The sequence below is a fragment of the Pseudoalteromonas sp. Angola-7 genome, from assembly GCF_028599255.1.
GTDB lineage: Bacteria > Pseudomonadota > Gammaproteobacteria > Enterobacterales > Alteromonadaceae > Pseudoalteromonas > Pseudoalteromonas atlantica.
This window is the reverse complement of sequence record NZ_JAQREL010000003.1, coordinates 417,222-432,481: the sequence shown is the minus strand read 5'-3', so window position 1 is coordinate 432,481 and position 15,260 is coordinate 417,222. Positions and strand designations below refer to the sequence as shown.

Genomic DNA, 15,260 nt, shown 5'->3' with positions numbered 1-15,260 from the left:
ATCCCGCAAAAATGTACACGCAAAGTACTATAAAAAAATAATCAAAAAGCTGAGTATGGATTGCCAACTGCATGTTATGGGGGCGCCAAAGCTTTCAGCTATACACTATTTAAGTAAAGCGTTTAAAGTTGATTTTAACGATGTTATTAATGCACAACTAAAACGTAAGCGCGCCCGTAATAACCTTTGGAACAATGCTTTAGTATCGGCGGTTTACAAAGTGGGGCTGCGCTTTTTTGAGCGTTTGCGTTACGCAAAATATTTAGCTTTATTAACTGAAGTTAACCCTGATGTACTGGTGATATGGAATGGTAATAAACTGCCTAATACTACCGTTGCTATGGCTGCCAAGGCACTGGGTATTAAGCAATTTTATTATGAAAATGGTTTGCTTCCGGGTACCACCAGTTTAGACCCTCAAGGGATTAACTTTAATGCGTCGCTAAGTCGAGATCCTGATTTTTATTTAAATTTTAATGCAAATAATGCCTTAAACTTTGATGCACCGGCGCTTGTCCCACGAGAAAACCATAAAAAACGCTGTGATTTTGCAGCTGAAAATATACCTGAACGCTACATATTTGTGCCTTTTCAAGTGCCTCACGATACGCAATTAGCGAGCTTTTCGCCATGGATTGACTCAATGGAAATGCTATACGATGAAGTTGTTAGCGCAGTGAAAGCATTGAACGATCCTAGTTTAAAGGTCGTTTTTAAAGAACACCCGTCGTGGCACAAGCATTACACCCATTTATACGATAAAGACCCAATTGCACTTTTTGCAAACGGCAATAAAACCTGTGAACTTATTGAATGCGCAGAAGCGGTGATCACTATCAACTCTACGGTAGGTTTAGAAGCGCTGTTACTAAATAAGCGCGTAATTACTGTAGGGCAGGCTTGTTATAATATAGAAGGCTTAGTTAAGCATGCTGATACTCGTGAGGGTTTAGCTGCCCAAGTAGCAGATGTAGCTCAAGGATGGCAGTTTAATCCGCAGCTACGCGATAAGTTTTTTTGCTATTTAAAGCATGTGTATAGTGTGCCGGGCGTTTGGAAACACGCCGAAGAAGAGCATATCAAAGCAATTGAGTTACGTTTTAAAGGGGCGGATAAATTTGCACAATATAGCAAAAGTGTGCCCAACGAACTTATTTAACCGCGTATTGTATATCAACATGTTGTGATTTAGCTGTAAGGACAATTTTTACAGCCATTTTTACAGCATGTTCCTCGCTTTAAAAAAAACCATTTACTAAATACCATGTAGCCATTTTGCATGGTGTAGTCTAGCCCTTCAATTAAATTGTCATTACCTCTAAATTTTTTAGCAAACTCAATTTGTGCTTTGATTGGCTGAGTATAAATATGTGCTAAATAAGTGTTTATTTTATTAAGCGTACATTGCGGGCATAAACAGCTTGTTGCTGACTCTTCAAGCGGTAAAATAGCAGGTAATTGGTTACACCAACATGCGTTTATATCGTTTACATTACAACTAAGCGCAGTGTGGCATTGTGAGCAGTTTAATCTCGTCATTTTAAGTCTTATCAGCAGTAGAGCAGCAAGAATAACAAATATTATGAATATACAAAAAGCATTGGCCGAATTTATTACCTTTGGTGAGCAAAGAGATGATGCTATTAGCGTGATTATTTCTACCCCAGCAGAGGAAGGTGCTCCCGGTTATACACTCACAAAGCCGGTATTGATTGACGTGCTAACACGTTGTGTAAACCACGAAATAGAGATAGATGATTTAGAGTTATGGGCAAATGTGGTTGAATCGCGAGATGATATAAATTGCGCCGAACACGAAGGGGTTATTTTTGCGCTCAGTAATAGTGAGCAAATGGGAGAGCTTGATAGCCAAAAGCTTGAACAATTACTGGCATTATTGAAGGGCTAGATATTTAGGCTGACTCTTATTTTAGATGCCAACTTACTGCGGTTATATGTAACGAATAAATAAAAAAGCCGTATTTAAATTAAATGCGGCTTAGTTTTTTTTTACAACAGACAACTAATTTACTTATGATATCCCAAGCACGTTTCTACTTCGTTTTTAGAGCCTAATATTACCGCCACACGCTGGTGGATTGCATCGGGTTGAATATCCATAATACGCTCAGTACCCGTAGAGGCGATACCACCTGCTTGCTCAACTAGCATAGCCATGGGGTTGGCTTCGTACAGTAAACGTAGCTTATTAGGTTTATTTGCATCTTTGGTGTCGGTTGGGTAGGTAAATAAACCACCACGGCTAAGTACACGGTGCACATCGCCAACCATAGCGGCAATCCAGCGCATGTTAAAGTTTTTAGCACGCGGGCCAGTATCGCCAGCGAGTAAGTCATTAATATAGTTTTGCATTGCTGGCTGCCAATGACGCTGGTTTGACGCATTAATGGCAAATTCGTTTGTATCAGCAGGGATAGTGGCAAAGTCTTGTGTTAGTAAAAAGCTACCTTGGGTTTTATCTAGCGTAAACATGCGCGTGCCTTTACCTGTAGTAAGTGCAAGCATAGTTGATGGGCCATAAAGCACGTAACCTGCAGCAACTTGTTTGTGGCCTGGCTGCATAAAAATACTTTGATCGGCGGCATCTGAGCCTTCTGGGGCTTCCATAATTGAAAATATAGTACCCACTAGCGAGTTAATATCGGTATTTGATGAGCCATCAAGCGGGTCAAACGCCACAATATATTTAGCGTCTTGGTTGCCAGCTACTGTGTAGTCTTCCTCTTCTGAGGCGATGGCTTTAACTGACCCAGACTCCAGTAAAATATCTTTTAAAAGCTGATTAGATAATACATCGAGCTTTTTTTGGGTTTCGCCTTGAATGTTTTCATCAAGCGTTGAGCCTAATACGCCAGAAAGCGCACCTTGGCCAACACGAAACGAAATTTCTTTACATGCTGCTAAAATGGTTCTAATTAACGATAGAAGTTCTCTAGGACAACCGTCTTCTAGTAATACTGGTGGGAGTCTACGCATTCTATTTTCCTGATAACGTGTACTAGCTAATCTAAATGTGAGAGAGATTAACTTAGTGCGCTGAATTTCGTCTTAAATACCTGTATTGTTTAAATAGCACTGTAATAATGGTGCCACCTAATCGTACTTAAAACGCCAATAACAAAGATAAGATTATGAAAAAAATACCACTAATAAGTTACATATTCTTTACTGTGCTGTGCTCTATGATAACCCAAGCGCACGCAGCAATTAAGCCTATAGATGAATTTACTGCGCAAATGAATCACTTTCCTGGGTACTTTTCGTTTTATTACGATACTCAAAACGGCAAAGTATTTTTAAAAGTAGATAAATTAGAGCAGCAATTTTTGCTTCAGCAAAGCTTACCCTATGGTGTTGGCTCTAACGATATAGGCTTAGATAGAGGCCAACTTGGTAACACGCATTTAGTTCAGTTTGAGCGTTTTGGCGATAAAGTAATGTTGCGCGCGCTAAATACATATTATCGCGCTAATACCACTAACAAAGCTGAGCAGCAAAGTATTAAAGAGGCCTTTGCATCCAGTATTTTAGCGGGCTTTAAAGTGGTAGCGCAAAGCGAAAAAACGCTCCTGATTGATTACACACCTTATTTACTAAGTGATGTACACGGGGTAAGCCGTACGCTTGCAGCGCGCAAGCAAGGCAGCTTTAGCCTTGATGAATCACGCAGCGCTGTGTATATGAATCGCTCAAAAGCGTTTGTAAAAAATACCGAGCTTGAAGCAGTATTAACGTTTAAGGGCACTAAACCAGGTAAATTTGTGCGCCAAGTAAGCGCCGATGCATACGCACTTACTGTACATATGCACCACTCACTTATTAAATTACCTGATGATAAATACACGCCGCGCAAATTTGACCCGCAATCAGGGTATTGGAGCATTGAGCATAAAGACTATGCAGCCCCCCTTGGTGAATCTATGTTTGTGCGCTATATACCGCGCCATCGCTTAGCTAAAAAAGATCCAAGTTTACCGATTAGTGAGCCCGTTGAGCCCATTACTTATTACCTAGACCCAGGTGTGCCTGAGCCGGTTAAAAGTGCGTTACTTGAAGGCGGTAAGTGGTGGAATGATGCCTTTAGCGCAGCAGGCTATAAAAACGCATTTATAGTCAAAGTATTGCCGAGCAATGCTGATCCTATGGATATTCGCTATAACGTTATTCAGTGGGTGCATCGTGCTACACGCGGATGGTCTTACGGAAGCTCTGTTATAGACCCCCGTACCGGCGAAATACTTAAAGGGCATGTAACACTTGGCTCATTGCGTGTACGCCAAGATATTTTAATTGCAGAAGCCCTTGGTGCGCCTTATTTAAAAGGTAACGAGGTGGCTAAAAACTTACAGGCAATGGCACTTGATAGGATTCGCCAGTTAAGTGCACACGAAATTGGCCATACGCTGGGCATTGCACATAACTTTGCAGCCTCGGTGGGGGATAGAGCGTCAGTTATGGATTACCCGCACCCACTACTTAGCTTTAACGAGCAAGGCGAGCTTGATGTAACCCGCGGCTATGCAAGCGGTATGGGCGTATGGGATACCCAAGTTATTAAATATGGTTACAGCGACTTCACTAATCAAGATGAAAGTGCTGAGCTTGCAACAATATTAAAAGAGAACAAAACGAAGGGCCTTGAGTTTATATCTGATAGCGACGCACGCGCAAAGGGCGGTGCACACCCTACAGCGCACTTATGGGATAACGGTACTAACCCAGCGCAAGAGTTACTTAGAGTGCTTGATGTACGTAAAAAAGCGCTTTCGCAATTTGGTATTAACAACATTAAAACGGGCGATGCACTCTCGCAGTTAGAAGAAAAACTCGTGCCGCTTTATTTATTTCATCGCTATCAAGTAGAGGCTGCAGTTAAGCTAATTGCGGGGGTTAACTACGAATACGAAACACGTAACAACTCACCTGCTAAGGGCGCGCAAGTGGTTGCAAAAGCGCAGCAGCAAGCGGCGTTCAGTGCTATTTTAACAACATTAAAACCGGCTAATTTAATTTTGCCTGAGTCGGTATTAGCGCTTATTCCGCCAAAAGCGTATGGCGAGTCTAAATCGCGTGAAAGCATAACAGGGCGTACGGGTGTAACACTTGATGCGATGGCCTTGCCAGAAGTAGCTGCGCAGCATAGTTTATCGTTATTATTAAACCCACAACGTTTAAATCGTTTAGCTCAACAACAAGTACGTAATTCTAATTTTTACAGCTTAGATGAGTTGCTAGAGCAGCTTTACAGCCAGGTGTTTAATGTGTCATCACCTAATACAATGAAAGGAAAAATCACCCAGCGGGTGCAATTTTTAACTGCAAAAAATATGGCTGATTTAGTCACTAGCGACAAGGTAAGCCCAGAGGTGCAGGCGCAGTTACGTTTCTACTTGGTAAAATTAAGTAAAGAGTACAGTCAAAACTCAATGTTAAGTAATACCAGTGTAGGAGAAAGCGCGTTTAAACAGTATTTAGCAGAGCAAATAAAACAGTTTTTAAAAGTAGGTAAGTGGCCTGAAAACTTCAGTGGTTTACCAATGCCACCGGGCTCACCAATTTAATTATATGTTTTAGTGTGTAGTGGCTACTTAATTTGAGCTCAGGTTGCTAAATAAGTAGCCACGTTGCGGTGCCTAAAAAGGCAAAAATACCGACAATATCAGTCACCGTTGTAAGTACAACACTACCGGCAAGTGCAGGGTCTATATTCATTTTTTTCAATAAAATAGGAATACATGCGCCAGCAACACCAGCCACTACAAGGTTCATAAACATTGCAAATGCGAGCACGCCGCCAAGCATAAAATCCCATTGCCAAAGTGCAATTACACTGGCTATAAGTATTGACCAAATAACCCCGTTTAATGCGCCTATCGCCAGCTCTTTAGCCATTAAAAATCGTTGGTTAGTTTGGTTAATATGGCCCACGGCAATACCGCGAATAACCAGAGTTAAAGATTGGCTACCTGCTACACCACCCATTGAGGGCACGATGCCATTGAGTACAGCTAAAATAGGTAATATATCTAAGGTGCTTTCAAAAAAACTGGCCACAAAGGCGGCAGCTAAGGCTGTGAGTAAGTTAACGCCAAGCCATACTGAGCGTTTTTTTGAGCTTTTTAAAACAGGTGCAAAGGTATCTTCTTCATCATCAAGACCGGCAAGGCTCAATAAGCTGTGCTCTGCATCTTCACGAATAACATCAACAATATCATCAATGGTGACACGTCCAAGCAAGTGGGCGTTATCATCGACTACAGGGGCCGATATCCAGTTGTGGCGCTCAAATAGCTGAGCAACTTCACTTTCATCCATCGAAATAGGGATAGACTCACAGTCTTCATCCATTAAATCTTGAACAATTTTTTCAGGCGGATTAGTTAACAGTGTACTAAGTGATAATGCGCCTAAAAAGCAGTTATGTTTATCAACAACGTATAAATCATCGGTACCCTCTGGCAGCTCACCGCGTAGCCTAATATAACGCAACACAACATCAAGTGTAACGTCTGGGCGAATGGTCACCGTATCGGTGTTCATTAGCGCGCCTGCAGAGCGCTCTTGGTAAGATAAAGCCTGTGTAGCGCGTTCGCGGTCTTGCGTATCCATAGCGCTAACCACATCTTTGTACACGGTATCAGGTAGGCTACGTAGGACTTCACCTAAATCATCGTGGCCCATATCTTCAGTGGCCGCGGCAATATGCTCAGGTTCCATTTGTGCAATGATACCTAAGCGTACATCTTCAGAGAGCTCTTCTAGCACATCCCCTTGCACATCTGGATCAACCAGTTGCCAAAGCATGCGTCTAATTTTATGCGGAGAGGATTCAAGCAGCAGTGCTGTATCACAAGGTGCTGTTTTTGCTAGCATGCGTCTTACTTGAACAAATTGCCCACTATTAAGTGATTTAGTCACTTGTTTTAGTTGCTGTAGTGGATAGTCTTGTTCAAACGCTTCTGGCATTGGCATCCTAAATATTTTTGTGTAATGGAAAGGTGTTTAGTAAGTGGTGTTGCCCACTGTTATTTTCTTTATTTTTTGTGTTAAACCCAATGCTGGGGCTAAATTAGTGTTTAAAATTAAGTAACCAAATTTAGCAGGGGCATGGCTTTATTACCTTAAATTAAAGCACTAAATTAGGCGAGTCGGAATACCCTAACTTACTAAATCTTTATAGTTCAGCCTGATAAGACTTTAACTTATAAGGCTATGGTGCTTTAAATTATTCTTGCTCGTTAAATCGTTGTGCAATTAATTGCCCAACCGCATGCAAAGCTTGCTCTGAATCAGGGCCTTCACAGACTACTTTAACTTCTTTACCTTTACTGCTTTCAAGTAGCATTAAAGCTAATACGCTGTCGCCTGCGGCTTCTTTATCATCTTGGTGTAAGGTGATTTTAGCATCAAACTGCACAGCTAATTGCGCAAGGACCGTTGCCGCTCTGGCGTGTAAGCCTAATTTATTTTTTATTAAAAATGTGTCTTCACAGCGCATAAATTACTATACCTAAACTGAACAGGTTATTATTTTAAGGTTACTTTTCTTGCTCACGATGACGAATTTTGACATTCGGATGCGTCATAGCAAAGCTCTCACCAATGGCTTGCGCTAAATAAACCGAGCGGTGTTGACCACCAGTGCAGCCTATTGCAATAGTGAGGTAACTACGGTTATTACGCTCTAAGTGTGGCAACCAAGTTTGTACAAAGGTTTGAATTTGCCAAGTGAATTTTTGCACTATGCTGTGATTTGCCAAAAAATCTTTTACTGGTTGATCAAGGCCCGTAAGCGGTTTAAGTTCAGGCTCCCAGTGGGGGTTTGGCAAAAAGCGAGCATCAAAAACATAATCAGCTTCTTTAGGTATGCCGTGTTTAAAGCCAAACGATTCAAACGTTACAATAAGTTGCTTATCTTTTTTACCCAGTATTTTTTCGCGAATTGACTCTGCTAATTGGTGCACACTTAAATCGGTAGTATCAAGCATAAAGTCAGCGCGCGTTACGAGTACATCAAGCAGCTCTTTTTCTTTTTTTATTGCTAAATCAAGCGGCAGCGAATCGATGGATAAAGGGTGTAATCTGCGTGTTTCTGAAAAACGTTTGATCAGTGTTTGATCATCACTATCTAAATAAAACAGTGTGGGTTTAGCAAAGTCAGGAAGGTACTCGAGAATATCGTTAAATTCGTCTTGTTCTTTGGGGATATTACGAACATCTATACTAACGGCTATTTTGTCATAGTTATCTGAAACACTTCGCACTAAAGAGGGCAGTAAGTTGACCGGAATATTATCTACGCAATAATAGCCTAAATCTTCAACCACGCGTAAAGCAACCGACTTACCTGAACCAGAACGGCCGCTTATGATAATTAACTCCATTTATAGCCCTTAGTATTTACTACGATTGATCAACAATTACTTGATACAGCTCTGCATCGGTTTTAGCACTACGCAGCTGTTTACAAAATTCTTTGTTGCTCAGTTTATCAGCTATGGTTGCCAGAGTCTTTAGGTGCTGTTGGTTATCGCCATCTGGTACGATGAGTGCAACAAAAATATCAACAGGGCAGTTATCAATAGCATCAAAGTTAACAGGGGTGTCGCTAACAAGTACTAAAGCCAGCGGCTCTTCTACGCCACCCATTCTGCCATGAGGAATGGCGATACCTCGGCCAATACCAGTACTGCCTAGCTTTTCTCTGCTTGCCAGCGCATTAAGAATATCTTGTTGTGGTAAGTAGGGGAGCTTTTCATGAGCTAGCTCACTGATAAACTCTAAAATTCTTTTTTTACTACTAAAAAGGACCGCAGCTTTGCTGCAGTCCTGGCATACTAATGTACTTAATTTCATAATATTAGTGTCTAGCAAGCTTCTCTTTATGTTTTATGACTTGACGATCGAGCTTGTCAATCAACGAGTCTATAGCGGCATACATATCTTGGTGCTCTGTTGAGGCAAATAAATCTGCGCCACTTACATGAATAGTCGCTTCTGCTTTTTGGTTGAGTTTTTCTACATCGAGAATGACATGCACATTGCTAATATGATCTGAGTGCCTTTCTAGCTTTGCAAATTTATTATTTACATAGTCTCTAAGTGAATCAGTTACTTCTACGTGACGACCAGTTAGGTTTAGTTGCATAAGCATTTCCTCTTTGTTTTTTACGTCTTATATCAAACTCTTTCTCTGATTTGACGGTGGAATAGCTAGCGATTCACGGTATTTTGCTATTGTGCGTCTAGCTACTTTAATTCCTTGCTCTGCCAATATATCCGCAATTTTACTATCACTCAATGGTTTAGCTGAGTTTTCCGCGGCAATTAGCTTTTTAATTAGGGCACGTATTGCGGTTGATGAACACTCTCCGCCGTTTTCAGTGCTTACGTGGCTTGAGAAAAAATACTTAAGCTCAAAAATACCACGTGGCGTATGCATATATTTTTGCGTGGTAACACGCGAAATTGTCGATTCATGCATTTCTACCATTTCAGCAACATCGTTTAAAACCATTGGCTTCATGGCTTCGGGGCCATGTTCAAAAAATGCCTGTTGCTGTTTTACAATACAGTTTGTTACTTTGAGCAGCGTGTCGTTTCTGCTTTCAAGGCTTTTTATAAACCATTTAGCTTCTTGTAAGTGAGAGCGAATAAATTGGCTATCACCACTTGATTTTACGGTACGTGACATAGCCGCGTACTGACTATTTACGCGTATTTTTGGCATGCTATCTGGGTTTAGCTCTACCACCCAGCGGCCTTTTATTTTTTTAACCGACACATCCGGTATTACATACTCCGACTCTTCCCTTACTATTGTATCTGCAGGTTTTGGGTTGAGGGTATGTATTAGGGTCATGACCTCTTTAAGCTCGTCTTCTTTAAGCTTAGTCTTTTTCATTAATGTACGATAGTCGCGTGCCGCTAATAGATCAATGTGATCGGTTAAGATCATTTTAGTTTGTTCTATAAAAGGGGTGTCTTTATCAAACTGGTTTAGCTGAATACACAAGCACTCTTGTAAACTGCGCGCGGCTATACCTACAGGGTCAAATAACTGAATACGCTTTAAAACGGCTTCTATTTCATCAAGTTCAACTTCAACTTCGTCATCGTTTTCTTGGTTAAAGCTCTCTAAAATCTCTTCGCAACTTAGCGTTAAAATACCCGAGTCATCTACAGCTTCTACAATGGCAATAGCAATGGCTTCGTCAGTGGGGCTAAAGGGAGTAAGCTGAAGCTGCCACATTAGATACTCATGTAGCGTTTCAGTAGAGGCACCTTGATAAATAGACTCATCTTCCGGCATTGGGCCTGAGGATGCAGCAGGGGCTGCGCTCATGTACTCATCCCAAGTTACATCCATTGCCATATCATCGCTAACGGTGTCTTTATTTAAAGCTTCGCCACTGTCTTGCTCGTACTCGCTGGTTGTATCGTCAGCCGATGCGCTTACGGTTACATCATCCGTATCTGCTTTTTGTTCATTTTTTCCAGCCGACTCTTCCGTGTAATCTTGCTCTTCTACTTCTAATAGCGGGTTGCTATCAAGTGCTTCTTGTATTTCTTGCTGGAGATCCAATGTACTGAGCTGCAGCAAGCGAATCGCTTGTTGCAATTGTGGAGTCATTGTAAGTTGCTGGCCCATGCGCAGCTGTAATGATTGCCTCATGTATCTCTAACAATCCTTTTGTGTTGTTATAATTAATATTAGCAGATGCTTGTAGGTGTGGCTTAAATGTTACAGCCTAAATTGCTCGCCTAAATAAACATCGCGTACAGTTTTGTCATTTAATACGTGTTCTGGGGTGCCAGATGCAATTAGCTCCCCATGAGAAACAATGTAGGCTTTTTCACAAACATCAAGGGTTTCTCTTACATTGTGATCGGTAATTAATACGCCAATGCCACGGTTTTTAAGATGTTCTATTATTTTCTTTATATCTAACACTGAAATCGGATCAACACCAGCAAAAGGCTCATCCAATAAAATAAATTTAGGGTTTGCTGCCAGTGCTCTGGCAATTTCTACACGGCGGCGTTCACCACCAGAAAGCGCCATACCTTGGCTATCGCGAATATGCTGGATACTAAATTCATCAAGTAAGTTGTTAAGCGTTTCTTCACGTGCGGCTTTATTGAGCTCTTTACGCGTTTCTAAAATAGCCATTAAGTTTTGATAAACTGTCAGCTTTCTAAATATTGATGACTCTTGCGGCAAATAGCCAATGCCTAAGCGTGCGCGGCTGTGCATAGGCAATAACGTAATGTCGTTATCATCAATAGAAATTTTACCTTTGTCGCTAGGTACTAACCCTACAATCATGTAAAAGGTGGTGGTTTTACCTGCGCCATTAGGGCCCAATAAGCCAACAATGCTGCCGGCTTCTACCTCAAGGCCTACATTTTTTACAACTTGGCGGCCTTTATAGCTTTTTGCTAATAGTTCTGCTTTTAAGGTGCTCATGGTTGACCTTCGTTACCTGTTTTTTCTTTAATTTTTGCTTCAACAGGCACTAAAATTGTGTGGACACGATCCGTAGAGTTTTCGTCTTTTTCTGCGCTAATAAGCTGCTGCTGCATATCGTAGGTAATACTTTTAGCATTAATTTTTTGACCGGCTTGTGCGACTTCAGCATCGCCAACAAGTGTTAAAAAGCGCTTTGCTACGTCGTAACGTACTTCGTTTGCACTGGCACTCATTACGGTCCCATCGTCTTGCTTTTCTTCGAAGTAGGCTGGGCTGCCAGTGGCAATAAGGAGTTGTTTGTTATCCCCTAAGTCTTCACGTTTATGTACTTCGAGTCGGTCGGCTGTAATTTTGCGATTACCATGCACAATTTCGACGTTCTTTTCAAAAATACCTACGTTTTCTTTAAGTTGGCCTTCTTGACGGTCTGCACTAATAGAAATTTGATTTGCTGGCGGTTGAGCAGCAGGCTCAGCAGCAGAGGCGCTAAATGCAAGCATTAGCGATGGGATAATAAGTATTTTAGTGAGTTTATTGGTCATAATATATTGTTCGCGTATGGTTAATTAGTTTTATTACTTCGGTTTTTAAATCGGCTTCAAGGCCTTTACCGACAATTTTTAAATTAGGCCCAGTGACAACCACTGGCTGCTCAGAGCGCATTGTTAGCGCTTTAATGTCGACTTCGATGTTATCGGCATTGATGTTATCTATCATGGCATTATCAACTAAATTTTTAGCAACCACATTGCCTTCTAAAATAAGTTGTTTATCTTCGTAAAGCGTTGCTTCGTCTGCATTTATTCGCCATGTTTGTTTTTCGTTATACAAGGTGAAAATAGGTTTTTCAAAAAATGTAAAACCAAGCTGTTGGTATAGCTCCATTTTAGCCGCGGTGACTTTATGGCTTATTTTGCCTTGCTCGTCATAGGCTGTTTGCTTAAGCTCTATAGCGGTGTAATCGGGCTTTGCAATTACTTCAGGTTCTTGCTCTGGCGCTACATTTGTTTGGGTAAAATAAGGGTACCAAAGCCAAACCATACAGCCGATGAATAACGCACTGAGTATAACGCGTGCTGCATTCATGAACTGGTGCCTTGTGTTGTAAGCGCTATGCCATTCTCTAGCATAAGTAAGTCTGTGAGCTCTCTAACGGCGCCAAAGCCGCCAGGCATTTGCGTAGTGTAATGCGATAAGCGCTTAATTAGCGGGTGCGCATCGTTAACTGCAACGGCAAAGCCAACGCGCTCCATAACAGGCATGTCAGGACCATCGTCGCCAATATAGGCTATTTGTTCATCAGTTAACTTTAAAGTGTTTTTGAGTTCTTGATAAGCAATAAGCTTGTCTTCTTGGCCTTGATAAATGTGCTGCACGGTTAAGCTGCTCATGCGAGTTTGCACTATTTCTGAGTGACGCCCCGTAATAACCGCAACTTCAAAACCGCTATTGATCAGCGCTTTAATGCCAAAACCATCTTTTGTATTAAATGCTTTTAATTCTTCGCCTTGGTTACCGAGGTAAATTCGGCCATCAGAAAATACACCATCAATATCGCATATGAGTAGTTTTACTTTTTTGGCGCGTGCTTTGGCATCATCGCTTAGCGGTTGATAGAGATCTTCAAATTGCATTTATAATACTCCTGCTTTTAAGAGGTCTTGCATATTTAAGGCGCCTATTGGCTGGTTTTTATCATTGACCACAATTAAACCATTAATACGTTTATTTTCCATTATGTTTAGGGCCTCAGCTGCAAGTATATCGGCCGTGGCAGTTGTGCATAATTTGGTCATAACTTGGCTAATAGCGGTGCTATGTATATCAACTCTTTGCTCTAAAATACGGCGTAAGTCACCGTCGGTAAAAAGGCCGGCAAGCTGTTGATTGTTATCTACAATAGCGGTCATGCCCAGCCCTTTGGCTGACATTTCTATTAACGCGTCTTTAATTGTTTGCGTTACACCTATAATAGGGGTGTTTGTGCCGCTGTGCATTACATCTTTTAAAGTGAGCAACAATCGCTTACCTAAACTGCCGCCAGGGTGAGAGAGTGCAAAGTCATCGGCGGTAAAGCCGCGTGCTTCTAAAAGCGCAACCGCCATTGCATCACCCATTGCTAAAGTGGCAGTGGTGCTTGCAGTAGGCGCTAAACCTAATAAACAGGCTTCTTGTTCTACTTTTATGCATACGTGCACATCGGCAAGGGTTGCCATAGTAGAGAGCGGGTTGCCTGTCATCGATATTATTTTTGCGCCAAGGCGTTTAAGCACCGGAATAATATTAAGTACTTCGCTGGTTTCGCCCGAGTTTGATATAAGCATAACCACGTCATTTTTGGTTATCATGCCTAAATCACCATGGCTTGCTTCGCCTGGGTGAACAAAAAAAGCAGGGCTGCCTGTACTTGCAAGGGTAGCAGCAATTTTATTACCAATATGGCCTGATTTACCCATGCCAATAACAATAATCCGGCCTTGGCAATCAAACATGAGCTGACACGCACTATGAAAGTTTTCGTCAACGTATTGTGTAATATCAGCAAGCGCTTGGCGTTCAATGTTTAATACGCGTAAACCTTGCTCTATAAAATTTAGTTGTGCCATTGTTACCCTACTTGACTAAAAATATAACCTTGGTACGCCAAAAATGCGATGAGTAATAGGCCACCTTCTACTCTATTGATACGCTGAGAACCTCTAAAGTTCAATGACATAATAATAAGCGCAAGCGTAGCACCTAACATAATAAGTATGTCGCGGTTTGCAAGTGACGGGTCAACCACTGACGGGTTAATAATACCTGCAAGCGGTAATACCGCTAAAATATTAAATATATTTGAGCCCACAATATTACCTAGGGCTAAATCATCTTCGTTTTTAAGTACACCCGCTACAGAAGCTGCAAGTTCAGGCAAGCTTGTGCCAATGGCGATAATGGTTAAGCCAATAACTAAGTCGCTTAAACCAAAGTATTTAGCAATATCGACTGCTGAACCAACTAAAAAGTGTGAGCTAACAGGTAATAAAACCATGCCGACAATTAGCCATAAAACGGCTTTTTTAGTTGGTACATCGTTAGGAACCTCATCGCAGGCTTCTGAAACAAAAGGATCATCTTGATTTTTTGCGCGCAAAGAAACCACAATCAAGCCGCCAATAAACACAGCAAATGTAACTAGCAATGCCACCCCTTCGGTGAGTGAGAAGTAGTTGTCTGAAAATACATACCACGTAGCCAAGGATACCAGCATAACAAGCGGCATTTCGCGTTTTAAAGTGCTTGATGACACACTCAAAGGGCGTAGCAGCGCAGTAATACCTAACACAAGTAATATGTTTGTTATATTTGAACCTACCGCGTTACCGACCGCTGTGTCGGTTTTATTTGCCAAAGCAGCCGAGGCCGATACCATCATTTCAGGGGCCGAAGAACCCATAGCAACAACCGTTAAGCCAACAATTAAAGTAGGGACTCCAAAGTTTTTAGCAAGCGCTGCCGCACCGTATACAAATCGGTCGGCGCTCCACACAAGTGCAGCAAAACCAAGAATTAAAATAACAAACGAGGTAACCATTATGTTAAGCCAGATGTTCAAAATACAGATGGCGCGAATAGTAACAAAAGCCAACATGAAAGTATAAGCAAAAGAGCAGGGTCTACTATTGCAGTGCGTGAATTTTATGCGCTTAAGCAAAGGTTAAGGCAATTTACTTCAGCCTTAGAGCGCTTTTTGTAGGCGTATTACAAAATCTTACGAATTGTT

Annotated in this window: 17 protein-coding genes; 3 read left to right on the top strand and 14 right to left on the bottom strand. The window is 41.5% G+C overall.

Annotated features, from left to right (window positions below; translation table 11 throughout):
• Positions 1-55 precede the first annotated feature (55 nt).
• Entirely contained in the window at positions 56-1,159 is a 1,104-nt protein-coding gene (locus PSH50_RS06850; RefSeq protein WP_273587154.1) for a capsular biosynthesis protein, read from the top strand.
• A gap of 29 nt (positions 1,160-1,188) precedes the next feature.
• Here PSH50_RS06850 and PSH50_RS06845 read toward each other — a convergent pair whose 3' ends face one another.
• Positions 1,189-1,539: a cysteine-rich CWC family protein gene (locus PSH50_RS06845; protein WP_273587155.1), complete on the bottom strand. Its 351-nt coding sequence runs from the start codon at positions 1,537-1,539 to the stop codon at positions 1,189-1,191.
• Positions 1,540-1,582: 43 nt separating this feature from the next.
• On the opposite strand from PSH50_RS06845, the gene PSH50_RS06840 reads away from it, so the two are divergent.
• Positions 1,583-1,909 carry a hypothetical protein gene (locus PSH50_RS06840; protein WP_273587156.1) on the top strand — a complete coding sequence of 109 codons (327 nt, stop codon included), beginning with the start codon at positions 1,583-1,585 and terminating at the stop codon, positions 1,907-1,909.
• A gap of 119 nt (positions 1,910-2,028) precedes the next feature.
• On the opposite strand, the gene PSH50_RS06835 is transcribed toward PSH50_RS06840, so the two are convergent.
• Positions 2,029-2,997 carry a class 1 fructose-bisphosphatase gene (locus tag PSH50_RS06835; RefSeq protein ID WP_004589078.1) on the bottom strand — a complete coding sequence of 323 codons (969 nt, stop codon included), beginning with the start codon at positions 2,995-2,997 and terminating at the stop codon, positions 2,029-2,031.
• A gap of 155 nt (positions 2,998-3,152) precedes the next feature.
• On the opposite strand from PSH50_RS06835, the gene PSH50_RS06830 reads away from it, so the two are divergent.
• Complete coding sequence (locus PSH50_RS06830) at positions 3,153-5,582, top strand: zinc-dependent metalloprotease (RefSeq protein WP_273609430.1); 2,430 nt, start codon at positions 3,153-3,155, stop codon at positions 5,580-5,582.
• 46 nt (positions 5,583-5,628) lie between these two features.
• Here PSH50_RS06830 and mgtE read toward each other — a convergent pair whose 3' ends face one another.
• The 12 genes from mgtE to PSH50_RS06770 form a co-directional block, all read right to left on the bottom strand.
• Positions 5,629-6,987 carry a magnesium transporter gene (gene mgtE, locus PSH50_RS06825; protein ID WP_004589080.1) on the bottom strand — a complete coding sequence of 453 codons (1,359 nt, stop codon included), beginning with the start codon at positions 6,985-6,987 and terminating at the stop codon, positions 5,629-5,631.
• Positions 6,988-7,246: 259 nt separating this feature from the next.
• A complete protein-coding gene (locus PSH50_RS06820) occupies positions 7,247-7,519 on the bottom strand; it encodes an HPr family phosphocarrier protein (RefSeq protein WP_004589081.1) in 273 nt (90 codons plus the stop codon).
• A 40-nt stretch (positions 7,520-7,559) separates the two neighbouring features.
• Positions 7,560-8,405, bottom strand: a complete 846-nt coding sequence (gene rapZ / locus PSH50_RS06815; protein WP_004589082.1) for an RNase adapter RapZ — start codon at positions 8,403-8,405, stop codon at positions 7,560-7,562.
• Between the two features lie 19 nt (positions 8,406-8,424).
• Positions 8,425-8,877 carry a PTS sugar transporter subunit IIA gene (locus PSH50_RS06810; protein WP_004589083.1) on the bottom strand — a complete coding sequence of 151 codons (453 nt, stop codon included), beginning with the start codon at positions 8,875-8,877 and terminating at the stop codon, positions 8,425-8,427.
• A 4-nt stretch (positions 8,878-8,881) separates the two neighbouring features.
• Positions 8,882-9,169 (bottom strand): ribosome hibernation promoting factor, encoded by a 288-nt coding sequence (gene hpf / locus PSH50_RS06805; protein ID WP_004589084.1) that lies wholly within the window; start codon positions 9,167-9,169, stop codon positions 8,882-8,884.
• 27 nt (positions 9,170-9,196) lie between these two features.
• Entirely contained in the window at positions 9,197-10,696 is a 1,500-nt protein-coding gene (locus PSH50_RS06800; RefSeq protein WP_004589085.1) for an RNA polymerase factor sigma-54, read from the bottom strand.
• Between the two features lie 69 nt (positions 10,697-10,765).
• Positions 10,766-11,491: an LPS export ABC transporter ATP-binding protein gene (lptB, locus tag PSH50_RS06795; protein WP_004589086.1), complete on the bottom strand. Its 726-nt coding sequence runs from the start codon at positions 11,489-11,491 to the stop codon at positions 10,766-10,768.
• The gene (gene lptA / locus PSH50_RS06790) at positions 11,488-12,036 is read right to left on the bottom strand and encodes a lipopolysaccharide transport periplasmic protein LptA (RefSeq protein ID WP_004589087.1); all 549 of its coding nucleotides are present in this window, start codon (positions 12,034-12,036) and stop codon (positions 11,488-11,490) included. Before lptA ends, lptB begins: the two co-directional genes overlap by 4 nt.
• A complete protein-coding gene (gene lptC, locus PSH50_RS06785; RefSeq protein ID WP_004589088.1) occupies positions 12,026-12,580 on the bottom strand; it encodes an LPS export ABC transporter periplasmic protein LptC in 555 nt (184 codons plus the stop codon). Before lptC ends, lptA begins: the two co-directional genes overlap by 11 nt.
• Entirely contained in the window at positions 12,577-13,128 is a 552-nt protein-coding gene (gene kdsC, locus PSH50_RS06780; RefSeq protein WP_004589089.1) for a 3-deoxy-manno-octulosonate-8-phosphatase KdsC, read from the bottom strand. Before kdsC ends, lptC begins: the two co-directional genes overlap by 4 nt.
• On the bottom strand, positions 13,129-14,100 hold the full coding sequence (locus tag PSH50_RS06775; RefSeq protein ID WP_273609429.1) for a KpsF/GutQ family sugar-phosphate isomerase: 972 nt from the start codon (positions 14,098-14,100) through the stop codon (positions 13,129-13,131).
• Between the two features lie 2 nt (positions 14,101-14,102).
• Entirely contained in the window at positions 14,103-15,071 is a 969-nt protein-coding gene (locus PSH50_RS06770) for a calcium/sodium antiporter (protein WP_273609428.1), read from the bottom strand.
• Between the last annotated feature and the right edge of the window lie 189 nt (positions 15,072-15,260).